This window comes from Microcoleus sp. D2_18a_B4, assembly GCF_036702475.1.
Taxonomy (GTDB): Bacteria; Cyanobacteriota; Cyanobacteriia; order Cyanobacteriales; family Microcoleaceae; genus Microcoleus.
This window is the reverse complement of sequence record NZ_JAUBTL010000082.1, coordinates 1-25,121: the sequence shown is the minus strand read 5'-3', so window position 1 is coordinate 25,121 and position 25,121 is coordinate 1. Positions and strand designations below refer to the sequence as shown.

18 protein-coding genes are annotated in these 25,121 nt (G+C 43.9%); 6 read left to right on the top strand and 12 right to left on the bottom strand.

The window, feature by feature from the left end:
• The first annotated feature begins 336 nt into the window (after window positions 1-336).
• From QUB04_RS29715 to QUB04_RS29705, 3 genes are all read left to right on the top strand, one after another.
• Window positions 337-1,359 carry an SGNH/GDSL hydrolase family protein gene (locus tag QUB04_RS29715; protein ID WP_333290090.1) on the top strand — a complete coding sequence of 341 codons (1,023 nt, stop codon included), beginning with the start codon at window positions 337-339 and terminating at the stop codon, window positions 1,357-1,359.
• Between the two features lie 142 nt (window positions 1,360-1,501).
• The gene (locus QUB04_RS29710) at window positions 1,502-3,682 is read left to right on the top strand and encodes a hypothetical protein (RefSeq protein WP_333290088.1); all 2,181 of its coding nucleotides are present in this window, start codon (window positions 1,502-1,504) and stop codon (window positions 3,680-3,682) included.
• A gap of 12 nt (window positions 3,683-3,694) precedes the next feature.
• Window positions 3,695-5,527: a DUF6798 domain-containing protein gene (locus tag QUB04_RS29705; RefSeq protein WP_333290086.1), complete on the top strand. Its 1,833-nt coding sequence runs from the start codon at window positions 3,695-3,697 to the stop codon at window positions 5,525-5,527.
• 126 nt (window positions 5,528-5,653) lie between these two features.
• Here QUB04_RS29705 and QUB04_RS29700 read toward each other — a convergent pair whose 3' ends face one another.
• The 4 genes from QUB04_RS29700 to rfbC form a co-directional block, all read right to left on the bottom strand.
• A complete protein-coding gene (locus QUB04_RS29700; RefSeq protein ID WP_333290084.1) occupies window positions 5,654-6,628 on the bottom strand; it encodes a glycosyltransferase family 2 protein in 975 nt (324 codons plus the stop codon).
• A 92-nt stretch (window positions 6,629-6,720) separates the two neighbouring features.
• Window positions 6,721-8,490: a hypothetical protein gene (locus QUB04_RS29695; RefSeq protein ID WP_333290082.1), complete on the bottom strand. Its 1,770-nt coding sequence runs from the start codon at window positions 8,488-8,490 to the stop codon at window positions 6,721-6,723.
• Window positions 8,491-8,643: 153 nt separating this feature from the next.
• Window positions 8,644-9,516, bottom strand: a complete 873-nt coding sequence (gene rfbD, locus QUB04_RS29690) for a dTDP-4-dehydrorhamnose reductase (protein WP_333290081.1) — start codon at window positions 9,514-9,516, stop codon at window positions 8,644-8,646.
• Between the two features lie 2 nt (window positions 9,517-9,518).
• A complete protein-coding gene (gene rfbC / locus QUB04_RS29685) occupies window positions 9,519-10,064 on the bottom strand; it encodes a dTDP-4-dehydrorhamnose 3,5-epimerase (RefSeq protein ID WP_333290080.1) in 546 nt (181 codons plus the stop codon).
• A 50-nt stretch (window positions 10,065-10,114) separates the two neighbouring features.
• On the opposite strand from rfbC, the gene QUB04_RS29680 reads away from it, so the two are divergent.
• Window positions 10,115-10,789, top strand: a complete 675-nt coding sequence (locus QUB04_RS29680; protein ID WP_333290078.1) for a methyltransferase domain-containing protein — start codon at window positions 10,115-10,117, stop codon at window positions 10,787-10,789.
• Between the two features lie 62 nt (window positions 10,790-10,851).
• Here QUB04_RS29680 and QUB04_RS29675 read toward each other — a convergent pair whose 3' ends face one another.
• A complete protein-coding gene (locus QUB04_RS29675; protein ID WP_333290094.1) occupies window positions 10,852-11,397 on the bottom strand; it encodes a Uma2 family endonuclease in 546 nt (181 codons plus the stop codon).
• 193 nt (window positions 11,398-11,590) lie between these two features.
• Between QUB04_RS29675 and QUB04_RS29670 the strand changes: the two genes are divergently transcribed.
• Entirely contained in the window at window positions 11,591-12,193 is a 603-nt protein-coding gene (locus tag QUB04_RS29670; protein ID WP_333290092.1) for a Uma2 family endonuclease, read from the top strand.
• 97 nt (window positions 12,194-12,290) lie between these two features.
• Window positions 12,291-12,914, top strand: a complete 624-nt coding sequence (locus tag QUB04_RS29665; RefSeq protein WP_333290076.1) for a hypothetical protein — start codon at window positions 12,291-12,293, stop codon at window positions 12,912-12,914.
• Window positions 12,915-13,096: 182 nt separating this feature from the next.
• Here the strand turns inward: QUB04_RS29665 and QUB04_RS29660 are convergent, their stop codons facing one another.
• The 7 genes from QUB04_RS29660 to QUB04_RS29630 form a co-directional block, all read right to left on the bottom strand.
• Window positions 13,097-14,161, bottom strand: a complete 1,065-nt coding sequence (locus QUB04_RS29660; RefSeq protein ID WP_333290074.1) for an NAD-dependent epimerase/dehydratase family protein — start codon at window positions 14,159-14,161, stop codon at window positions 13,097-13,099.
• Window positions 14,154-14,915: a glycosyltransferase family 2 protein gene (locus tag QUB04_RS29655; RefSeq protein WP_333290072.1), complete on the bottom strand. Its 762-nt coding sequence runs from the start codon at window positions 14,913-14,915 to the stop codon at window positions 14,154-14,156. Before QUB04_RS29655 ends, QUB04_RS29660 begins: the two co-directional genes overlap by 8 nt.
• Window positions 14,916-14,918: 3 nt before the next feature.
• Window positions 14,919-17,018: a hypothetical protein gene (locus QUB04_RS29650; RefSeq protein WP_333290070.1), complete on the bottom strand. Its 2,100-nt coding sequence runs from the start codon at window positions 17,016-17,018 to the stop codon at window positions 14,919-14,921.
• 229 nt (window positions 17,019-17,247) lie between these two features.
• Window positions 17,248-19,248, bottom strand: coding sequence for a chromosome partitioning protein ParA (locus QUB04_RS29645; protein WP_333290068.1), 2,001 nt, complete (start codon window positions 19,246-19,248; stop codon window positions 17,248-17,250).
• A 58-nt stretch (window positions 19,249-19,306) separates the two neighbouring features.
• The gene (locus QUB04_RS29640) at window positions 19,307-22,318 is read right to left on the bottom strand and encodes a peptidase domain-containing ABC transporter (protein WP_333290066.1); all 3,012 of its coding nucleotides are present in this window, start codon (window positions 22,316-22,318) and stop codon (window positions 19,307-19,309) included.
• A gap of 132 nt (window positions 22,319-22,450) precedes the next feature.
• Complete coding sequence (locus tag QUB04_RS29635) at window positions 22,451-23,200, bottom strand: peptidylprolyl isomerase (protein ID WP_333290063.1); 750 nt, start codon at window positions 23,198-23,200, stop codon at window positions 22,451-22,453.
• Between the two features lie 295 nt (window positions 23,201-23,495).
• A partial coding sequence (locus tag QUB04_RS29630; protein WP_445301104.1) for an O-linked N-acetylglucosamine transferase, SPINDLY family protein occupies window positions 23,496-25,121 on the bottom strand: 1,626 nt, incomplete at its 5' end.

The following is a 25,121-nucleotide window of genomic DNA, read 5'->3' as shown; positions in this document are numbered from 1 at the left end:
GCCTGATTGTCGGTATGATCGAATCAATGACGTGGCGATCGCCTGACTCACTCTTTTAAGATACAAGGGGCGGGTTTTACAAACAATATTTGATGTTCACAAACAATTTAAATAAACCCTACAATTGCCTGTAGGGGCGGGTTTTACAAACAATATTTGAGGTTCACAAACAATTTAGATAAACCCGCCCCCACACAGCCGATAATCTAGATTAACCTGATGTTTGAGATCATGGAAAAAAATGTAGATTCCGATTATTCGTTGGGCGGGGGCGGGTTTATTATATTGTTGGTCTTACGCCGATATGGTTGGTGAAACCCGCCCCTACGATAAATTATGAAAAAAGACTTTATTAAAACCTCTATTTTCAGATTAATAACATATCTAATTTTTCCAATTTTTTTATCTACCACTACGGCTGAAATTGTCTTGCGAGTTGCGGGATACAAACCCTGGCAAATAGAAAATGTTGATGTGGCGGTCGAACCAAAAGGTAACTTTTTCACTAAAGACTCGGAACTAGGCTACAAACATTTGCCGGGAAAATTCAAGGTGACACTTAACGGCAATTACTCATTTAATGCCACTCACCTCAATAATAGTTTAAGAATAACACATCCCCTCACTACTTACAATTCCTCGTCAAAAAAGCCGGAAATTTGGATATTTGGCTGTTCTTTTACCTACGGTTGGTCATTGAATGACAGCGAAACTTATGCTTGGTTGCTGCAAGAGAAATTACCCAAATATGAAATAGTGAATTTTGGCGTTAACGGCTACGGCACTCTGCACTCGTTGATTCAATTTAAAGAAGCACTAAAACAAGGAAATAAACCCAAAATAGCGGTGATTGCTTATGCGGGATTTCACGACCGCCGCAATACTTTGTTAAGGGCGAGAAGAAAGCAAATGGCTGCTTGGAATAAACTTGGTATTTTATTTCAGCCCGATGCTAGGCTGAATGGAGAAAATAATTTTACCTACAAGATGGCAAAACTTGAATATCGCGAGTTCCCGCTGATGCGGGTTTCTGCATTAAGCCATTTTTTGGAGGTTAATTACAATCAATTTGAAGAGGGATTGTATAGAAGCCATGAGGTTTCTAAGGCAATTATTGAAGAGTTTAAGCGTGTGGCTGAGGCTAATGGTGTTAAGTTAGTTGTGGCGGGAATTAATGCGGGTTCTGCTAAGATGTTGGGGGAGTTAAGTCAGGAGGGAATTGCTACGGCGGATATTTCGGTTGATTTGAAAATACCTGCAAATAATAATTTACCTCATGACATTCATCCAAGTGCGATCGCGAATCGGCAATATGCAGAAAAGTTGGAAGGTTTTTTGCAAGGTACTGTTTTGAAGTAACAATCTTGGACGCGCATCCCTACCAAAGAAACCGGGTTTTTACCGAAATTAAAGGCTTTGATGCAAGATTTTGGCAAAAAAACCCGGTTTCTGACTACCCGTGCGTCCACGACTATACAATTGATTGAGGGTTGCTAGAGTGATGGGATTATTTAATGTTGTTTCTTTTAAATTGCCTCGAAAATTTCTAATTGATGGGTTTTTACTTTTTTTACTTGTTCTTGTAACAGTTGCAATAACATCAATCTATGTATCCAGCGAACATACTTTTTATTGGTGGGATTACGCGGGATACAACACCGCTACAGTCAACACGGCAAATTTATTTCGAGACTCGCCAGATAAAGCATGGCGCGGAGTTATAGAATCGCTATCTAAGGAAAAAAACCTATTAATTTCTCTGCCGTTAGTGCCGTTTATTCTTTTATTTGGCGAGTCTCGGCTGAGTTACATTCTCAGCGTATCCCTAATTTATGTGCTGCCGTTTCGCCTGTTGCTGGGGGCAATTTCTGCAAAGCTAATTCCAGTTTATCCCCGCCGGGTGTTTTGGTCAACTGTGCTGCTGAGTTTATTAATTCCTATGAGTTGGATACCGACTCTGCGGGGATATTTGGATACTGGCGGCTGTGTGTTTGTAGCCTTGGCAATTTGGGTTTATTTGCAGGATGTTAACCTGAAATATTGGTGGAAAATCCCGTTGATTGGGTTTTTGCTAGCAGTGGCGATTCTGTTGCGGCGCCATTTTGCTTATAGTGCGATCGCATTTTTAGGTGCAGCGGCTTTACAGGTTTTCATCGAGTTTATTGTACTAATATACCGCAACAAAACCGCATTGTCGTCTCCCAAAGACAAGGACGCGGTAGGGCCGTTTCCCTACAGAGGCTTGTTTGAATCCGCTGTAAAATTGGGCTTGATAGCTGTAACTAGCTTGACTATTTTAATGTTGGTAGCGGGAGATTTTACTCGCAGTGCTCTGACGGTTGACTACCGCAATTTGTATGTCGCTTGGAGTTTGCCTGTAAATGATATTTTAACTCGTTATGCGGATTTTTACGGTTTGGGAACTTGGCTGCTGGTACTGATTGGTTTTTCTGCGGGAATTATCACCCGAATCCTGGTTCCGGCGGCGGCTATTTTTGTGTCGTTGTTTGGGGTTTTGTCGCTGATTGAATGGCTGTTAGTTTTGCGTTACGGCTACTTGCACTATACAATTCATATTACACCGATCGCACTTTTGGGACTATCCACATTTTTCTGGACAACTTGGCTGACACTCAAGGGAAAAGTCCGGTATTTCATGCTGGGCGTGGCGGGTTTGTACCTGGTTTTGAATGCCGCAGTCGGGTTAATTCCTCTCAAAAGTGATTTGTCAAGACTGTTTATGGCTAATTTTCCGCCGTTAGTGCGATCGGACTACGACGAAGTTGTAAAATTAGTAGAGTTTCTACGAAAATTAGCACCCAACGAAGAACCGATTTATATTGTCGGTGCTTCTAACAATTTCAATGCTAACATACTCAGACAAGCCAACCGAAAATTAAACCCGCCGGAGGGCTGGTGGAAATTAAATACAATCGGGAGGCCGCAAATTGACTCGCGCGATACTTACCCGCTACCGGAGTTGTTGCAGTCACAATATGCGGTGGTTGCTGTACCTTTTCAGGAGGTGTTACCCAATGACGAACAAGTTTTGCGATCGCACGAACAAGATGTTGTTAAAGTTGTGTACGATGCCTTTACTCAAAACTGGGAAATTGCCCGCGATTTCCAATTGCTACCGGAACAGTTTAAGCTAGAAAACGGCGTGACTGTCAGGGTTTACCGGAGGGTGAAGAGGACTGATACAGCAACGGCAGTTAGGACTCTGGATGCGATGCAGCGGCAAATAGTCGATCGACCAGGCACGCAGTTAGATTGGATTAGTTTGCATCAATCAATCTACACAAGTGCCAATTATTCAGTCAGTCAAGAATCCGACAACCTATATAATATTGTAACTCATCCAATTAAAAACAGCCAGAAACTCTCTACATCTTTCCTGTATTTAGGTTCCATTTCTGACCAAGTAAAAGTTACCGGCAAACTCAATTTACCTAACCAACAATGTCCGGGAATTGCCCTGCGCTTGACTTTGTGGGACAAGCAAGGTAAATTAGTAGACTCAGCAGAGATGGCTTATAGTCAAAAAAGTGCGATCGGCTTAAATCTATTAGTTGAGGGCAAAAATCCCATTTATCTGCTGCTTGAGGTATTGAGTAGCAGCAAACAGGATTTAACAAACCAATGCCAACTGGAGATTAACAATTTAGCTGTCAGTAGGTAAATTGAACCGTCAATGCAGAAACATCAAAAATCCAACTGGTATTTTAATCTATCTCTATATACTTTTGTCATCATCGGATCTCTGATGGCAACTGGCTATATTTTCCCGATTGGAGGCAACTTTCCCGAAGTGCCACCCATTCAATTTATGTTAAATCCTGAAATGTATAAGAATGATTATTACGTTCAGGAAATGGTTAAATTTAATCCGAGATACTACTATTACTATATCATTTATTTGCTCGCTAACTTAGGAACAAGCATTCCCCTAGCGCATTTTATTTATCAATTCCTATCCTTCGGTTCATTTATCCTAGCTTGCTACGCAATTATAAATATCTATACTAATTCCCAACTGCCTGCAGCAGCGATGGCTTTTTTATGTATAGCCGCGTCATTTACAGATGTTGGTAACACGCTGATATTTTCCACCAAATCAGTACCCAGTACCTTCGCAATGGGTTTCGCAATCTGGGGAATTTACTTTAGTTTGCGCCAGAAATGGCTGACAGGATATTTCTTTTTTGGACTGGCTTGTCTGCTGCAATTTTTAGTTGGTTTGTTGCCGGGATTGATGATGGTTCCCGTTTTATTTATTGAATCTGTAAAACAGCGGAAGTTTAAAACATTGATTTTGGCGATCGCACTTTTAGCAGCAATGGCAAGTATCGTTTACCTACCGATGTTATTAACAGGTACTACCAGCACTCACACTATCGACAACGCCGAGTTTGTCTACATTCACGCGAAAGTCCGCAACCCCCACCACATCCTCCCGTCAAATTGGGATGTCGGGAATTGGTTCAACTTTATATGTTTCATAATGGGTGGCTTGCTGTGCATCAAAAATTCCGATTTATTGCGAAAAGAAGACAAACTTAACTTTTATGTAATTGTTGGCACATCAATTTTTGCATTATTTCTAAATTACATATTTGTCGAAGTTTACCCTTTGGCTTTTATCGCAAAACTACAGTTAGCTAGAACTGTACCTTTTGTTCAATTAATTATATTTATTGCTGTAGCTTTGACGGTCGAGCAACTTTACAGAGAAAAACAAATAGCTATTAGCTTGTTGCTGTTAGCTGTACTAACTTTGCCTTTTAGGGGCATCATTTTCTTAGGATTATCAGTTTGGCAAACAAAAAATTACGTATGGCCCCAACGATATAATATATTGTTGTGGATTTTAGCAGCAGGAACGGTAATTTTCAGCTTGATCTATCCGGTGACTGATTCATGGGAAATAATGGGCGATCGAATAATTAGCATCCCAATCTTTTTCTCAATCCTCGCCTTCCCATTCCTTTTAGAAGAAACATCCCTAGCTACATCTATCAAACAGACTCTAACTCACACATTAGCCTTAATAACTACCGCCACCTTAGTTTTGGGAGTAGCAGGAATTCTGCCCAAACCTATATTAAATGTATTTCAAACAAGAGTTAATATCAATACCGTTTCCAGGGACGACTTAAGCAGATTAGCTGTGCGATTTTCGCAAAGTAGCAGCCGCGATTCACTGGTATTAATTCCACCCTCAGTTACCAGCTTCCAGTTTTTCTCCGAAAGAGCGATTGTCGTCAACTTCAAGAACTTTCCCTTTACCGAAAAAGGAATAAAAGAATGGCAAACTCGCATGGAAGCTGTTTTAGGGGTACCCTTAAACCCACAAATGATTTGGGGAGGAAATGACTTTTTCATCCGCCGCAGCAGTGCCGATTTAGTCAAAGTAGCCAGAAACTATGATGCCGATTATATCCTGACTCGTACTGACTGGCATCCAAATATGCAAGGGGAAATCGCAGATAAACAAGGCAAATGGATACTGTATAAAATTAGGTAATAGGTAATTGGTAAAACTTTTTAAATCCAAATCTAAATTTTCTCTTAGTCTGCTGAGGCAGACTTTGCTTGTCTAGAAGCAATTTCAAGATCCGATTAATCAGCGTTAATCAGCCTTAATCTGCGGTTAAATATCAAAACCCGAATCATCAATAATTTCGCTAATTTGCTTATCCACATAATCAGCATCCACATTGCGCGCCATCAACTCAGCTAAAATCCCCAAAGAAATCAACTGCACCGACAGAATTGTACACAAAATCCCAAAAAATAACAAAGGTCGATTCCCGATCGGCCCAAAATTCATCCCCGCCAAATTCAGAAACCAAATAACTATCAAATAACTCAGCGAAACAGTTCCAACCAACCCAAAACACAATCCCAAACCTCCAAACAAATGACCCGGTTTGTGCAAATATTGCGTCGTGGCTAACACCGTCAACAAATCAATAAAACCCCGCGCATAACGTTCCCAGCCGTAATTCGATTTTCCGTGCTTGCGCGGATGATGTTCCACGACTACTTCGCCAATTTTAAACCCTAAATTGTTTGCTAAAGCTGGAATGTAGCGGTGCAATTCCCCGTACAATTTAATCGACTGCAAAACTTCCCTACGATACGCTTTAAAACCGCAATTCATATCGTGCATTTGCACCCCAGTTAGCAAACACGCAACGGCATTAAACAGCTTGGAAGGTAAAGTTTTAGAAAGCGGGTCGTTCCGCTGTTTTCGCCAACCGGAAACTAAATCAAATCCCGATTCTAAATGATGTAAAAATTTGGGAATTTCAGCGGGATCATCCTGAAGGTCAGCATCGAGAGTAAAGATAATTATCCCTGCTGCATTGCGAAATCCTGCTGAAAGCGCGGCGGATTTGCCAAAGTTGCGGCGCATTTTAATCGCTTTAATTAGTTTGGGATGTTTGTTGGCTAAATCGGTGATTTCTTGCCAGGAATAATCGCGGCTACCGTCATCTATGAAAATGACTTCGTAACTGTCAATTGCTGTTTGGAACATGACAATTTGGATTTTGTCAAACAGCAATTTTATGGTGGCTTCTTCGTTGTGAACTGGGATTACGAAGCTGAGATGTTTTGGCATAGGGCTATTCTATTTCATTTGTGTTGTCAATGAGATTTTTTTATTAACCGCAGAGGGCGCAGAGGGCGCAGAGGAGGAGAAAGAGAGGTTTTTTAGTTTTTATTGATAACTTGGGAGTTTCGCAAGGCTATCCAACCTTTGCGGTTTTTAAAGGAGGCATAGGCTGTCAATAATTTATCTGTTGGTGATGTTTGAATGTATCCTCTCCAAGCTGCGAATTCGTAGGAATGGCCAAATAATTTAACTAAATCGGGGCGCGGAAATCCTGACATGGCAAAACCTCGAACGACATTTTCTTGGTTGAGAATGGCAATACATTTTACATTGTTTTCGGGGTCTCCTACCCAGCCAATTACTCTGGAGGCGGCGGGTGCGAGTTTAGTTACTGTATCAAAATATCCGGGTACTCCGTCTTTGGGCGCTGACAGTAAACTTGCGTCGAGTTTTGTGTCTAATGCTGCACAAAAATTGTGTTTTTTGATGTCTCGGTTAAATGGCACTAAGTTGTTAGTTTTTAATGCGTCGATTAAGCCGACAAAAGCGGCGGGTTTATTGCCTACGCGGTCTTTAATTAGGGTTACATCGGTGATGCCTAATTGCAGTGATAATGCTACTAACGGTTGATAGGCTGCTCTGCGGGCGATCGCCATTGCAGTTTCGCCTCCCACCCCGTACATTAAAATAATCGCGACTGTGGCGACTGCAAACAGCGGTGTCAGCCAACGCCCTTGAATTCTTGGTGTGGGCTGCCACTCGCGCACCCACAATACTGTCAGCACAATTGTACTCATCCAAAACAAGGCTGGGAGTGTGGCGTAGCGGGAAGCGGTGGCTTGTTCGACGCCAAATCCCGATCGACTGACAGCGGCCATTAACGCCGTTTGCAGCGTGTAAAGTTGGATTGATAGCCAAGGCAGCCAATCCGGGCGATTCCCTACGGGATAGCTACGCTTCACGACCTTTTTTACAAATAGCCAATAACCCACAAAACCCGTCGTTGCAATCAAACCAATTATACCAATAATTGAAGCAATAATAATATTTTCGCTAAAAATTCCGCCGAGATAAGTGGGAATATATTCGAGAGTTTTGAGCGGGTTAATTTTAGTTAAAGAAGGGTGATGAGATGGAGTTTTATAAGTTAAAAAATAAATGCCAATCACCGCAATCGAAGCAATGAAATACAAATAAGTTATTCGCCGAGGAAACCGCAGCACAACAGCAGCAGCACACAATATCGGCCACAAAGCTAAAGGAGTGCTGTAACTAATACAGCCTAAAACGCCAAAAACAATGCTGCCAATTACCCAACCATTCCGTAGGGGCGGTGCCCCCGTGCCCGCCCCCGGTGTACCCAAAAAAGTCGCATAGGATTGCAAACAATATATCGAACAAATCACAAATAAATTAGCAATTATCCAGTGAACGCCGCTGAATCCCCGCATCCAATTGTGAGCCGCCGCCGGAGTAAAATTAAAAATAGAAATGCAAAGGAGTAGCGAGATAAACAGTAGCGGAAAACGCCTCAAATTTAACGGCAGCAGAGCAATTAATACGTGGCACTGAATCCAAGCCAAGAACCAAGCCACTAAACATAAACCAATATTTGAACCTTGGGTGACAGCTATATTCAAGCCATAAATAATTGCCGGAATCAAGACAAAATGCTCGTTCGCCCGAAAGATCCAATTAAAAGGATTTGTCGAAAAACCGTCTACTGAATAAAAATTCCATGTCATCCACCAATAATCAAAATTAGACAAGTCTCCGGCTTGGGATATCAAGTACAAAATATATGACGCTGGTATTAGAATGCCGAGAATTGATGCGGCAATTAAAATATATTGTTGCTTGACTTTCATGGATTGGTAGATGGCGATATTTTTAATCGATTTGGGCTAAGTTGTACGCGCTGGGATTAAAGAAACCGGGTTTTTTACTTGATTGAGGGTTAGAACCAAGTATTTTGGTTAAAAAACCCGGTTTCTGGCTACTTTACAGATTTACTCGAATTTTTATTTCACTTCTCTTGCCAGCATTTGTCTGAGCCCTTGCCGCCAGTGGGGAGGATACGTGCCTAGAAGTGCTGATATTTTAACCGTAGAGAGGACAGAAAAAGCGGGACGTTTTGCGGGTGTCGGATATTCGGCGGTGGTGATGGGAATTACGCGCTGAACTTTGAGGGGAAGGCCGAGTGTTGCGGCTTCCTCAAAAATGGCGATCGCAAAATCGTACCAACTACAAACACCGCTATTAGTGTACTGGTAAGTCCCAAAACTTTCTTGCCCAAGGAGAGGAATAATTTGCGAAGTCGCCGCACTTAAATCCCCCGTCCAAGTAGGACTGCCGATCTGATCGGCTACTACTCGAATTTCTTCCCTTTCCTTTCCCAACCTCAGCATGGTTTTGACAAAATTACCTTTGCCACCGTTGCCGTAAACCCACGCGGTTCTAATAATAATATGTCGGTTTCCCGCTTTCCGAATTGCTTCCTCGCCTGCTAATTTCGACTTGCCGTAACTTCCCAGCGGGTTAGTAGAATCTGTTTCCAGATAAGGAGAACCGTGGCTGCCGTCAAATACATAATCAGTGGAAAAGTGAATCAAACTTGCTCCCAGTTTTTCGCATTCTTCTGCGATAATTCCGGGTGCAATACCGTTGATGGCGTTTGCTAATTCCGGTTCGCTTTCTGCTTTGTCTACCGCAGTGTAAGCACCCCCATTGACGACTAAATCCGGTTGAATTTCAGCCATTGCTTGACGGATGCTTTCCGGTTGGGATAAATCGAGGCGAGTGCGATCGACCGCAATTACCTCTCCCGAAGATAATAAAATCGGCTGCAATTCTTGAGCTAGCTGTCCGCTGCCGCCTGCGAGTAAAATTTTCATAATCAAAACACTTGAGCTGTTTTCAACGTTTGTCCAGCTTGGTCTTTAGCTGATAAGATTGGTTGGGCACCATCTAGCGGCCAGTCGATCGCCAAATCCGGGTCATTCCACAGGATACACCGCTCGTGTGCCGGTGCATAATAATCTGTAGTTTTATACAAAACTTCAGCCGTCTGGGAAACCACTAAAAAACCGTGAGCAAATCCCGCCGGCACCCAAAATTGCCGTTTATTTTCTGCACTCAGCAAACACCCCACCCACTTTCCAAAATTCGGCGAACTTTGTCTAATATCCACCGCTACATCAAATATTTCGCCAGCAACTACCCGCAGCAATTTGCCTTGAGGCTGCTGCAGTTGGTAGTGCAAACCGCGCAGCACATTTTTAGAGGATTTGGAATGATTGTCTTGCACAAATTCGGCCGTCACGCCTGTTTTTTCTACAAAAACTTTGTGATTGAAACTCTCAAAAAAGAAACCGCGATCGTCTCCGAAAATTTTCGGCTCAATAATCAAAACTTCCGGTATTTCAGTAGATATAACATTCATAGTTGGCTGTATCGCGTGATAAACTCATACTCAGTCTAGGCTATTTTACTATGAAAACTGACACATATCTCAAAAAGTTGTATGCCAACCGCTTTGATTCGCGACAAATCCAAGCGAAGGTGGCACTCTGGAAAGTTTTAATTGACGAATTTTTACAAAATTATGTTCCTCCCGAATCAGCAGTTTTAGATATTGGCGGCGGTTACTGCGAGTTTATAAATCAAATTCGGGCTAAAAAAAAATATTTAATTGATCTGAATCCCGATTCAAAGTTATTTGCTAATGCTGATGTAAATGTGGTTAATATTGATGTGTTGAATTTGGAAGATTACACATCTTTTACCGAACAGTTCGATCGCATTTTTATCTCAAACTTTTTTGAACACCTCCGCAACAAAGAGGAACTTGTAGAAATTATCTCTTTTTGCTTCGAGGCCCTCAAGCCTAGCGGTTCTCTGTTGGTAATTCAGCCTAATTTTAAATATTCCTACAAGGAATACTACGATTTTATCGACCATCAATTACCGATAACGCATTTATCGCTACAAGAGCTTTTACAAACTGTCGGGTTTGAAATTGACCTGATTGTACCGAGATTTTTGCCCTTTTCGACGAAAGGCAGACCGGCCTCGCCCTTGCTGTTAAAAATTTACTTAAAATTGCCTTTGTTGTGGCGTTTTTTGGGAGGGCAAATGTTTGTTAAAGCATCGAAACCCAACAAGTGAGTATCTTCCTCAATATCGACACTTGCCGTCGGAGGCTGAAAATGAGAATGTAGGGAAAGCGCTCATTTTAATAACTCATCTACTGGAATACTAAAACCCGGTAAAACAATTTGAGTGGTAACAAATTCCCCAGCAATAAAGATGCTTCTGGTTTGTTTTGTTACTACAATAATCCATTGGTTTTCAGGATATACCAGCCAAACTTCCTCACTTCCCGATTCTAAATATTCTGTAGCTTTAGCAATTACATCTTCCGCCAAATCTGTTGGTGAAACAATTTCAGCACATAAAGGAAAACTTTGCGGCAGCACTTTGAGATTGCCAAATTGTGCTGCTAATTCCGGGGGAAGGTAGGCAACATCAGGATAGCGCCCCTGGTTGTTTGTGCGGCAGGGAACATCAGTATAAACCTCCCCTCCTTGTCCGCTAGAGTCTTTGTACGTTCTCCAATAAAAGTAAAGATTTCCTTGCACTCTGCTATGCTTGAGAGTCATGCCATTTTTCTCCAATAATTCGCCATCAACCCACTCTTGCAGATCCGGTGGACTTTCCATCCATGCTTCTAGAGAGTAGATTTTCGATGGGGCAACAACTGTAGAAGTTATCATGTTTTTGCGTCTGGGCGGGGAACTTTTTTCTATGATACCAGATGCGATCGATCTTTGGTTGACAAAAGGGCGATCGCACTTTGTAGATGGCACTTTTAAGTGTTATCATAAAAGTTACAAAGTATCCCGCATTTCGGGCTTAGCCCAATTAGGATGAATCTGCCATTAAAGCATCACTTTGAGGACAAAAATGATGACACAAACTCAATCATCCGCTGCCCTTCCCGTCAATATTCCACTAACACTAACACTCACCGTTACCCACGAACAGTTCGTTGAATTGGCGATCGCCAATCGGGAGTTACAATTAGAACGCACAGCAACAGGAGAATTAATCGTGAACCCACCAACCGGAGGCGAAACAGGAAAGAGAAATCTCAGTATAGAAGGACAACTCTGGTTGTGGAACCGCCAGACTAAATTAGGAGAAGCATTTAACTCTTCTACTGGTTTTCACCTGCCCAATGGAGCCGATCGCTCTCCCGATGCAGCTTGGGTGCGTCAAGAAAGGTGGGATGCACTCACCCCAAAACAAAAAGAAAGCTTTATTCCCTTGTGTCCTGATTTTGTGGTAGAACTTCGTTCTAAAACTGACAACATGGAACCGCTGCGAGCCAAGATGAAAGAGTATATGAACAATGGCGCTCGTTTAGGTTGGTTGATAGATAGAAAAAACAGAAAGGTGGAAATTTACAGGCAAAATCAAGATGTAGAAGTGCTAGAAAATCCTGTTACTTTGTCCGGTGAAGATGTGTTGCCGGGTTTTGTCTTGGATTTGACAGAAGTTTGGGGATAAATGCTGAGTCGTGTGAAAAATAGACCATACTTCCTCTTCTAAGGTGGTAAAAAATAATATATAATGTACAAACAAACCCCGGGCAAATTAAAATAGTATGGTCAAGCAAAAAATCTTAGATGAAGGTCGAGAATATACCTTTCGTTCATACTTTGACTTACCTTACGAAACGGATGAAATTTTAGCAGAATTTGATTACTCGCTAAGTAAAGGAAGCTTATCTTTACCGAAAACAACTAGACACTTAGACAGACTTATAGAGCTTAGAGATAAAATAGAAGATATCCTTCCCTTGGTCAGTCTCAGCAGCGAAACAGCTAGAAGAGAATCATTAGTATCCCCTGTGCTGCTGGATCTCATCCGATACTGTCAATGTCAACTGCGATTTGAGTATACTCTCAACGTTAATAGCTGGTTAAAGGGAAGTTTAGATTATCTCGTGAAGTCAAATCAAGAGTTGCTAGTTATTGAAGCAAAAAACGACGATATGACCAGAGGATTTACTCAACTAGCTGTACAATTAATTGCGATGTCGCACGTTGAAGATCAAAATATCTTTTATGGTGCGGTGACAATGGGAGATATCTGGCGATTTGGCAAGTTAGATAGAAATCAGCACACTATTTTTCAAGACACCCATTTGTTTACAGTTCCTGACGATTTAGACGATTTGTTGAAGGTAATGGTGGGAATTTTAGACGGAGATGAAATTTCGCCGTAGGGTGCGTCGCTTCTAGTCCCTCAAATAGTGGCGAAATTTTCCATAGCGACGCACTAATGGTGGGAATTTTAGACGGGGATGAAATTTCGCCGTAGGGTGCGTCGCTTCTAGTCACTCAAATAGTGGCGAAATTTTCCATAGCGACGCACCATACTATTTGCAATCTGCCATTAAAAAACTCCCTACAAAATCGAACTTAACACCACCTCATTAGCAGCAATCCAATCATAAATATCCTGAAAAGCTGCTTCCGGCCCAATAACAGGCCGCCATCCTGTTTTCTCCATCACCCTAGAAGAATCAGTAATAAAAATCGGAATATCCCCTGCGCGTTCTTCCAAAACAGGATGAATTGAAATCGATTTCCCGGTAATCTTTTGGCACAAATCAGTTGTCTCCACCAAAGAAAGACTGTTGCTCAAACCGCCGCCAACATTAAAAACTTCGCCGTCAAATTCCGCAAAATGTTCTAATTGATAATTAACTAACCTCAACAAATCTTCAACGTGCAGCAAATCCCTAACCTGCTTCCCACTGCCACCAAAACCGATGTAATTCAGCGACTTTTGAAAATAGTGAGCCGCCACCCACAAACCACAAACTCCCTGATCGACTTTACCCATTTGCCAAGCACCCGTAATTAACCCGCAGCGGTTAATAATTGCGGGCACATTGTATGCTTCCCTGTATTCCTCAATCAGCAATTCCGAAGCTAATTTAGTGGCTCCGTAAAGCGAACGGTGTCCTTTTAATGGGAAGTCTTCTGATATGCCCAACTCGGATATACCGGGTAAAGTTTGCTCAGGGGCGATCGCAAATCTATTCGGCAATTCCAACAGCTTAACAGATTTGACACTGGCGATCGGATAAACCCGACTCGTAGACAAAAACAGCAAACTCGCACCCGTTTGTCTGGCCAACTCCAAAACATTCACAGTGCCCAGTAAATTCGTCTGCAAAACGTACTGTGGCGAACTAAAACCAGCCAGCACAGAAGGCTCCGCAGCACAATCTATAATGCAGTCAGCATTGAGTGCAACTGGATCTAAATCCGCCGCTGTACGAATATCCCCGTAAACAAACTGAATACCGCAACTTTTAAGCCGAGGCAGATTCAATTCTGATCCCCGGCGACGCAGGTTATCTAAACAAATTATTTGCCATTCCGGGTGCAGTTTCTTCAGGCCAATTGCCAAACAACTGCCGATAAAACCGGCACCACCAACAATTAAAATTCTCTCAGGCATTCACTTTTAATTTTGCTATCTTTCTAGTCCGGTGGTAGTCGCCGCGAGAGAGATGTTTTTCCAGCCAGACATACAAGACAATAAACAAATATCGGCTGCCCATCTCTTTGATTTTCAGCTTAGAAATACCAGCAGTCCGATTGTACCACCTCAGAGGAATCACCGTATAGGAAAAACCCCGAACAATTGCTTTTAAAGGCAGTTCCACTGTCAAATTAAAATGATGGCTCAAAATCGGTTGTACGCCTTCAATTACTTCTCGGCGGTAAATTTTAAAAGCATTGGTGACATCGCTGTACCGCAAGCCGAAAATACTTTTGACAAACCAGTTTGCTAAGCGGTTAATTGCTAACTTGTGAATGGGATAATCAACTATAAAGCCACCTTTGATAAAGCGCGAACCGAAAACGCAATCATATCCTTCTTGCAACTTGCGGTATCCTGCTACCAAATCCATCGGATCGTCGGAAGCATCCGCCATCACAATTGCTGCCGCATCTCCGTCAAATTCGGCCAATCCCCGTCGCACCGCAAATCCGAAACCGTTGGGAGGTTGATTGTTGATGTATCTCACTGTGGGAAAAGTCTCTGACAACTCCTGGCAAATATCAAGAGTTCGATCGACACTATTGTCATTCACAATCAAAATTTCGTGCGCAATGCCTTCTAAATCGAGCGTCTGGGCGATCGCCCGCACAGTACCGTACAAACAGCCCTCCTCATTGTGAGCTGGTATTATCACAGAAATTTTCACTCCTCATCCTCCGCGCAACTGGACAAACTGGTTGTCAACAGGATTATACACCCAAGCTTTAATTTCTGTTTGGGCGATCGGCAAATTATTATGCGACAAATCAACAGCCCACCTGGCATTATTGTATAACTCAGATTTTAAACTCTCAGCAATGTCGGGACTGTCCAAATTTACATAAGCGTTAGCAAAAAAAGATTTTTTTTCCCCGACAGATAGCAGTACAATATTCGGCTGTTGCAATTTTTCTGGCCAAACCGCCCAACCCGCAGCCTTGACAGCATCATTTTGCTTAACAGTCAAGGATTTATCGGTAGTTTGAGGTTTGTCTAAATAACCGTAAACTTTCTCGGTATTAGAAATAAACTCTACATTTTTCGCGAACTTTCTCCAACCTATTTTGTCGATTATTGCAGCGCCTTCTCTCACCAGCCAAGTTTTTTTGCTCAGCACCCTCAAACAGCTTTCCGGCGAATTATTGAAAAAATCCGAGGGTTCCAGATAGTTAATTAACTGCAAACAATCTTGAGCGCCTTGTTTGTAAAGAAGTGCTGAGCGAGATTGGGCGATCGCCTGTTGAGAGTTAACAATAATTGTAGCAATTAATAGCCCTGCTAGTACGCGATAAATAAATTTATAATTACGTTTTAACGTTGCTTTTGTTTCTTGATAATTACCTCGGACAAACAATTGCCCTAGCTGAACCACAGCAATTAATAGCAAAATTGAATTAGTCGTATATCTAGACGATTCTAGCGCCTGAATTGCCCCAAATTCAGCCCTGCCAGCCGTAATAAACAAAGAAGATAAAACTGAAAAAAAACCTATTGACAGCCAAGGTAAAGCCTGATATTGCACTCCTAAATCAATTTGGGAATGAGTATCTTGCCGTAATCCTAAATGAATTGTGGGATGGGCATCTTGCCCGTCCAGCGTCGCAGTCTGAACCACGTTCATAACTGAGTTGGGATTGCTATAGCTTTCAGAAATATCATTCCTATCTGTCATTGCGAGGAACGAAGCGAGCGCAGGGGCTGGAGATTGCTTCGCAGGGTTCCCAATGACAAAGAAATAGAATACCAAAAATAAGAAACTTGCAAATATTAGCAATCCAACTAATGCTGAAATTCCAGGTGATCGCACAATTGCCGAACCCAGCAAGCTTAAAAAGTAATCAATAACCACCAGCGGCTTATTCAACAATGAAATAATACTTGCTTTGCGACTAGGATGATAATCAATTGAGTAAACAGCACAAGTGGCCAAAAACAGCAGCATCCAGACAATAAGTCTTTTTCTTTTCTGCGCCGCATTTCCTTCTACAGCCGCCACAGCCGGAATCGCAGCCAACCAAGAAAGCAAGCCTTGAGCCAGCGAAAAACTCGCAATAAAGCAGAATACAGCCGCAATCGATATTTGAACAGAGTACGGACACGGCACTGCCGTGTCCGTACTCTGTTCGATCTGAGGTGTTGCATCATTCTCAACAACGGGCAAGATGCCCGTTCCACAAAAATTCAATGTTCTTGTGGAACGGGCATCTTGCCCGTTCCTAAATAGCTTATTGATCGTGGTGCAACATCTCTGTTTCATCCGATTAAAAACCGCTATATTAGGCAATAATTTGTGAGGTGAAACCAGCGCATAAACCGCAGCTACAAAACAAAAATTTACGAAAAACCAAGCGAGTTGAAATCCCCACAGCCAGTTTTCATGCTGAACCAGGGAGAACAGCAAAATACAAGTTAAAATATTAGCTAAATGCCACAAATCATCCCCAACATTCTTAACTTGCATTGAGGATAACTTGTAGATAGCGATAAAAGTTATCGCAGCCAAACCTATGCTGAGACACAACTGATAATTAATATTCCATCGGGAAGCAAAAGCCAGCACCGCAATAATTATTTTAGGGAAAACTATGCGGTGGTTGCTGTGCAAAGCCCAAAAATCGTTAAACGTTACATTTCCCGCAGCTATTTTTTCAAAAAGGCTAGCTAACCTCCACTCGTCATCAACGGGAACGTTAACGCTAAAATTCGATACAAATCCGATTAATAAGAGGACAGGAATTAGATATAAAGTAAATAATATGATTTTTTTCATTAATATCCAATCCGGTAGCATCGGAATTGTAAAATCTAGTCATATCATGTCCGATCGATTAACCATAATATCCCGGTCAGGGCGGGTTTTTGAGAGTGTTAATTATTCGCAAGTATTGTTGGTGAACTCGCCCCTACAAAAATCGCGATCGCTCGAACGGACATGATATCATCAGCTTTTAGACTGACAATCAACAGTAAACCGTCAACCGTCAACCGTCAACTGTTCGCTACTTAATAGTCTTGAACGTATCCATTTTCCCAGTAAATCGGTTGATAAACATCTGCAAAACACTCCGCTTGCCAATATTGATATTAGAACTCACGGACATTCCCGACTGCAAGTTAACCTCCACTTCATTTGCCTTGCCCTTGTTCAAAACAAACTTCTGATTTTTGAGCTTTATTTTGGTTTTGAAAGCGTAGTATTTCCGCAGTTCAGTAGGAGGCTCAGCATCGCTGCTAATCTCTATCACTTCACCCTCAGCAGTACCAAACTCCAGCGCCGGGAAAGCTTCTACATTCACTTCCACAGGCACGCATTGGTATTTCGTCAAACCCAGTTTCTCTCTGTTAACTTCCTTCTCTGGACAAACGCAACTTTTACCTATTTCGCAGTCAATCTTTTCTCCGTCTAATTGCTTGCCGTGATACTGCTCCAATTTTGCCCGCTTCTGTCTCAAAGCATCCAATACCAGAGCCACATTGCTGTTTTCCAGGTAAACCACTGCTTGCAGACCGTTGTCGTCATCCAAAACTTTGAGCAGCTTTTCAGTTTGCTGCGCTTCGTAATAAGCTTCTTCGCAGCGTGCTGGGCGCGGTTCGCCCGGTTTCAGCACCGTATTAATAATGGATTGGCATATCGGATCTTTCGCCATATCCAACTTAGCTTTCTCCTTCGTAGAAGGTTTCAAATCGAAGATAACGCCAGATACCGGAGCCTTCATCACTTGAGTGTCGCGGTTTTGTTGAGCCTTTTCTAGCTGAGCGTTCACCTCGGACAACTTTTTCAGGTTTTCCACTTTGAAGCGGCTTAGCTGAGAATCGCTGCTGGCAATTTGTTTCTGGTTTTCAGCTATTTTGCTGTAAAGTTCTTTTGCCCAGGAATCCTTGGTGTTTTTTAACTGTTCTTGGGCGCGGGCGATGGACTCCTGAATGCGCGCTTGCTCTCCTTGCTGGCGCTGTATGTCAGCACTAATTTTTTGGATGTCACCTTGACGCGCGTTAATTTCGCCTCGGCGCGTATTTATTTCACCGAGGCGCGTGTTAATTTCGCCTTTGCGAGAGTTGATTTCACCTTCGCGCTGCTTGATTTGATCTTGCTGTTTGAGAACGTCGCTTTGGCCTCTGAAAACATCTTGCTCTTGACGTTCTTTTTGCAGTTCAGCAATTGCTCCTTCCTCCACCAGGGGGGCGAGTCTGCCTAGAATGTTTTGGTTAGACTTCAATACTTGTTGGGATTTCGCTAACTGTTCTTGGGCCAAATCTCTCTGAGCCAGGGCTGATTTTACTTGCTCTTGCGAAGAAGCTAACTGCTGCTGAGCATAATTTAATTGGTTCTGGGCAAAACCCAATTGTTGCTGTGCCACTGTCATTTGATCGCCGGCGGCTTTCTCAGCATCCTGAGCTTGCTTCAGTTGTTTTTCCAACTCCTGAACTTGCCCTTGGGCTGCGGCTACGCGAGACAGAAATTCCGATCGATAATTAACATAAAGTCCTTGCTGAGCAGCATCAAAATTTCCGCTGGCTCCCCTGTTGAGGTACAGCTCGTCAATCAAAGCTTGCAGCACTTGATTTTGTGCCGTGAGGCTCTGTCTGTCCTTGATTGTTGATTCTAGGTTAGAAGGAACAGCGCCTTGAATTTTGCCGCTGACAACATCTTCGTAAAATTTATTTTCCTTTTCCAGAGCTTCTTTAGTTTTCTGTATCGATGTTAAATCGGCACTGGGTGCAACGGGGTTGAAAGTGAGCAGAGGCTGGTTCTTTTCCACGCGATCGCCATTTTCAACGTGAAGTCTCACCACAGCGCCCGTAGCAGGTGCTTGGATGTCTCTAGCACCATCTTTGAACTCCAATTGGCCGACAGCGGGGACAGCTTGCTCTACGCTAGCAAAATAAGCCCACACTACAGCAGAAGTGGTCATCAGCATGATCATCCACAAAAACAAGTGCGACCAAATCGCTGGTTTTTCGAGAATGACTGGTTGCTCAGAAAGTATTAACGATTTCATAGCCATTTGTTAGTTTTCAGTTGTTAAGCGTTAGCGATCAGTTGTGAGTTGTTAGAGATCAGGTATTCGATGACTCTTGTTGTTGGAATAGGCAGTAGTAACGCCCTTTAAGAGCCATTAATTCTTTATGAGTTCCCCGCTCGACTACAGAACCTTGATCCATCATAATAATTACATCAGCGTTTTGGATTGTAGTCAGGCGGTGAGTAATGAAAAACACCGTGCGTCCGGCGAAAGCTTCTGCTAAGTTATTGCAAACTTGGCGTTCGGAATGGTAGTCGAGGGCGCTTGTAGCTTCGTCCAAAATTAGGAGTTTCGGGTTTTGCAAAATCGTGCGGGCGATCGCCAAACGCTGCCTTTGACCCCCAGAAAGCGAGGCACCCCGTTCTCCCACCACCGTATTGTAGCCAGCAGGCAAGCCCATAATAAAATCGTGAGCTACCGCTAATTTCGCAGCTCGCACAATCTCATCCGTACTCGCATCGGGATTGCTCAGAGCAATATTTTCCTGAACCGTACAGTTAAACAGCAAAGTATCTTGCAGCACTACCCCAAGTTGGCTGCGGAGCGAGTACAGTTCCACCTTAGAAATGTCGTACCCATCAATAAAAATCCGGCCCGACAGCGGCGGATAAAGACGCTGCAACAGCTTCATCGCCGTACTTTTACCGGAACCGCTTCCACCCACAATTCCCACAAAACTGCCAGCGGGAAATTCCAAATTAACATTAGCCAATTGCAGTGGCCCGCTTTCGAGAAATCGGAAGGAAACCTCCTCATAGGTAACCTGCCCTTGAATTGCCGGCAGCGGGATATTGCTCCGGTCTTCTTCGCTGGTTTCCGTCGGATGATCGACCACATCCTTAAGCATATCGATCGACATCGAGACTTCTTGGAAACTCTGCCACACGCTCACAAAACGCAGCAGCGAACCAGTCACGTTCCCGGAAATAATTCGGAAAGCAATCAACTGACCCAAAGTAATCTCATTTCCCAGTACCAAATAAGCTCCCACCCACAACTGAGCTAAGTTACCCACCTGGTTTAAAAAGCTGCTAATCGTACCGGCCGTAGTCCCCGTGATAATTGTTTTAAAACTGGCTGTAATGTATTTTGCGTAGCGACTCGACCACTCCCAACGGGATTTCAATTCAATATTTTGAGCCTTAACAGTTTGAATCCCGCTGACTACTTCCACTAAATAAGATTGAGCGTCAGCAAAACGCATATTTCTCTGTTTGATCAGGCGCAGCACCAGCGGATTGATTAGAACAATCATCAGCCCCAGTACCGGTACCACTGCCAAAGATACAAACGTTAGCTGCACACTGTAGGAGAGCATCACGGCGACGTAAACCACCGAAAATACCGCATCAAGAACCACTGTCAGAGCTGTACTCGTCATGAATTCCCGAATCTGGCCCATCATGCTGAATTTGTAGACCAAATCTCCGACGCGTCGATTGTCAAAGTAATTTTGGGGTAGCCGGAGTAAGTGGTCGATTACCTCCGCACTCAATTTGACATCAATGCGGTTTGAGGTATCTATAAACAAAAAGGTACGCAAACCGTTGAGCAGTCCTTCAAACAGGGCAACACCTAACAGAAATGCCCCTAAAATATCCAAGGTGTCAATGCTGCGCTGACCTAAGACTTTATCAATAATTACTTGGCTGATTAATGGGTTGGCAAGACCAAATAACTGTACAAAAAACGAAGCGAGCAACACCTCAAAAAACACTGTCTTGTGTTCCATGAGGGCCGGCACAAACCACCAGAAGCTGAACTGCTCTTTTTGTTCAACTTGCGGAGCTTGCAGCAGCAGGACTTCTCCTGATTCTCCCCAGATTTCTTTAAACTGAGGTATCCGCTTCCGCATTAACCCTTTTTCGGGTGTCGCCAGCACTAATTCTTGCTCGGTAATGCTGTAAATAATGGCAAAGCTGGTTTCCCATTTAATCATTACGGGCGCTTTGATGCGGTTGATTGCTTCTGCTGGGACTTGCGCCAATTGGGGCGTGAGGCCGATGCTTTGGGCGATCGCCCCGCAGGCTTGCATACTGATAGAACCGGCGGTTTTTAACTGATTTTCTAGAACTTTGCGGATGATATCTCGGCGAAATTTGAGGCCGAAATACTTGCTCAACATTTGGAAGCAAGCTAGCGGGGCGTCAATCTGCCCTTTGGCGCGGAAAACTGGGTATCTCGCCGCATCCTTTGTTTGGGGGTCGGTTTTGGGTTCTGGGGGACGATCTGGGGCGTCTACAACCGTGATCGATGTTCCGCCGGGCGGATTCTGCCCCAAGCCTCCTGTGTCTGTCGTGCCATTATCTGACTCTGTTTCGGGTTGGGGTTCTGGGGGTTCCCGGAAGCCTACCAATCGCGCGCCGAGGCGGCCTTCTACTTTTAAGGATTTGGCTGCGTTTTCCACAGAGAAGCGGCTGCCGGTGGGAAAGTCGCCCAAGACGCCGCTGCTGACAAGCCAAACTCGATCGGCATCTAGTTCTTTGGCGATGTCTTGAGTTTTTTTGTTGCCGTTTGGTACGTTGACAACTGCCGCGTCTTGCCAAGCTTGCAGGGTGAGTTCCTTGAGATTGGAAGTGCCGTCGGCTTGGCGCTGCAATTCCAGGCTCAACAGTTCAAATACTTCGCTCAAGGAACAGTGTTCGCGAAAGGCTTCTCCAAATGTCGGCTGTTTTTCCAGTACGTTCAGGAAATCTTCGGCAGGTAGGACGATCGCGATCACATCTGTAGAAGCGATCGCCGTTTCGCAGGGAACCCCCCTGAGCAAGCCAGCCCAGCCCAGGATTTCCTTCGACTGCACCAAGCGCAAACTTACGTGGCGCTGCGAGCGCTGGTCAAAGCCCAGCAGCCGGGCCTGGCCTTGATAGATAATTGCCACCTGAGTCGGCATTTTTTCCCGCTCAAACAGGGGTTGCCCCGTCCGGTAGCCAAGGAGTTGGCATTTAGCCACCAAGGCTGTCAGAGCCGTCTCTGACAGTCGGTCAAAGGGAGGTGTTTGAGCTAGGAAATCCTGAATTTGGGAGAGGGAAACAGCGGAAGAAGTCATCCAATTTTTGATTTTTGATTTTTGATTTTAGATTGAATCCACAGATGAATCCAGGGGGTTTTTGTCAGGATGCTACGCTTTTTCAAGTCTCCACGGATAAATCCGGGGGCCCCTGACCCAATTACTTGATTGTCATGAAATTGAAGACACGGAGGAGAGGGGCTGTAGCGGGCCTATTTGCGATATCTGTTCGGCGAGCCAGCTTTCAAAGAGTTCGTTAATCAAGTGCAGCCGCATCGATTCATCGAGCTGGGCCGGCATGAACTTTTCTAGTCGAATAATTACCATCCATTCTGCCAGAGGACGCGGCGTCCAGAGTTGATTTGGCTGGCTGACGGACAAAAGTTTGCTGATTGCCGGGTGGGGCTGCGAGAGGGGTACTGGGCCCAACAAGCCGCCTGACTTGGACTCCGGCCCTTCGGAATAGTCGCGGGCCACTTCAGCAAAGGTTTGTTCCCCTTCGAGGATGCGAAAGTAAAGTTCGTTTGCCAGTGCTGGATTTTTGGTGCGTACCAGGGAATAGACTACGTGGTCTAGGCTGGCTTTGCGGGTTAAAAAATAATTATCTACTTTAGGTCTCCAAGTGGCTTGCTTAAATTTTTCGATCAGCAAGGGCCTAACGGCCATATCTTGAAGTTCTTCTTCCGTCATATTTTGGCCGCGCAGCCAAGCTTCTTTGGCTTCCGGGGCTGTCAGTTGGTGTTGTGCCAGAAAGTTCTCGACGGCGGATTTGCGTTCTTCGTCGCTGCAACTAAAGGATGCGATCGCTTGGTCTACTATTACACCCCGCAAGAATTGTGGCATCAACTGATACCGCTTCAGGAGCGATGGCATATCCTGAGCTTGCAGTAATTTATCGCCTATTTGAAAAAGTCCTGTCATTTTTTTATCTCCAACTGACTTGCGCTTCCCCTTTTAATTTAGCTGTGGCAGGAAAAGAGCGACAACCACTAACCCCTCGATTCCCCGATGATAGCAGACCGTCAGTGGGCTAGCGCTATTGCTGTCTATTTCTTGACGCTCTGCCTAGCGAGGGGTTCCCCACGGGTCTCACAATGGTAGCGGGATGCGAGAGTGGGAGAGTGGGAAAATTTTTACTTCTGCCATCTTCCTTCTTCCCTCAACATCCATCCGTTAAATCCCGTACACTGCTTAGTTGCTGAACTTCCTTCTTCCTTCACTCTCGGAATAGTCTTTCAAAGAGTGTTTCGAGTTGGGTCGAGCAAGCGCGACTGTCGAGATATTTGGGGTTTGCCGCCATTTTTTGCTGGATTCGATCGCGGTAGTGCCGACGCAGTTCTGGGTTGGTTCCCAGTGCTGTGCTCAGCTCTAAATAAGACTTCTCGCTGTTTGCTACCAGTTCCGGAAGTAGTAGTTCTTCGATCACTGCGGCTGATTGTCGCGATCGAGTTGTTTGCCCTTTTCTTACCACTACAGGCAACCCCGCCAACAGGGGTTCTGCTAAGGAGCAGCCACTGCTGTATGGATAGGAGTCTAAATATATATCAGCCAATTCCAGACATTTTATGCAATCGGCGCGAGATGGCAGCGCCTTAATCACAACTAAGCGCTTTTTGTCAATCCCAAATTCGGCAAAGAGCGATCGAATTTGGTTGTAAAAAGGCACCGTCGGATAGTTTTCATTGCGCGAACTAAAGGGATACAAAACTAAAATAGAATTTGGTACCGCCGCAATAATTTTTGCCCAAGTTTCTCTCAATTCTGGGATAATTGTAAAAGCTTGAGCGCCGGACATGAACACTACAGATTCGTCGGTGGCTCCCCAACTGCTGCGAGTCGGTTCAACTCTGCCCGGTGCTGATCCTACAGTATAGCTTAAACAAACTCCCGAACCTTGTAAACTAATTAATTTTTCGCGATACTCTGCTGCTGCACCTGGGGGCAATGTCAAATCTCCGGCAATGAAATAATCAATATTTCGGGCGCCGGTGGTTGCGGGGGTTGATGCACCCGTAGCTATTTGCACCCGCGCTAGTCGGTGCAGGCACAGCAGCGCGCTTGGTTGAGAATTGTCGGTAGTATTGGTGCAGATTAGCAGAATATCTAAATCGTGCGATCGCATTTCTCGGACTTGATTGGGCAAAGCTTCTGACAGTTGCACCAGTTTGTCGGCGCAATTTTCGCAATATTTCCCCAGTCGCTCGTCTTGTACCTGGAAATAGTACACGATAATTTCAAATTTGCTTCTGTCTAAATATTCAAAACTCGCAATTGCTGCACGAGTCTCGGATTCCTCACTAATTTTATCCAGCAAAAAGCCAACTCGGATTTTAGTTCTTTCAGGTTCTCTCTGAGGAAAATTCCATTCTATTTGACTGCCGATATTTTTCAAATAAAATTCCAGAATATCAGCTCGCTGACTCAATATATTGAGCAGATTGAACTCGCTCAAATACAAAGCTTGGAATCTAACATTTTTCGCAATAAAAGCCGCCAAATAACGCCAAACTTCTGAATCGGGAAAACTGGCGATATTAGCAGCGACGTAATTGATTAACTGCTGGAAATATTCAGAGTACCTTTCAACTTCCGACTTGGGTTTAAACTGATATCTTGCACCCTTCTCAATTACTTGGTTAGGAACAGGCAAGATGCCTGTTCCACAAGATAATTCATCTGTTGTGGAACGAACAGGCAAGATGCCTGTTCCACAAGATAATTCATCTTGTGTGGAACCAACAGGCAAGATGCCTGTTCCACCAGAAAATTCATCTTGTGTGGAACCAACAGGCAAGATGCCTGTTCCACCAGAAAATTCATCTTGTGTGGAACCAACAGGCAA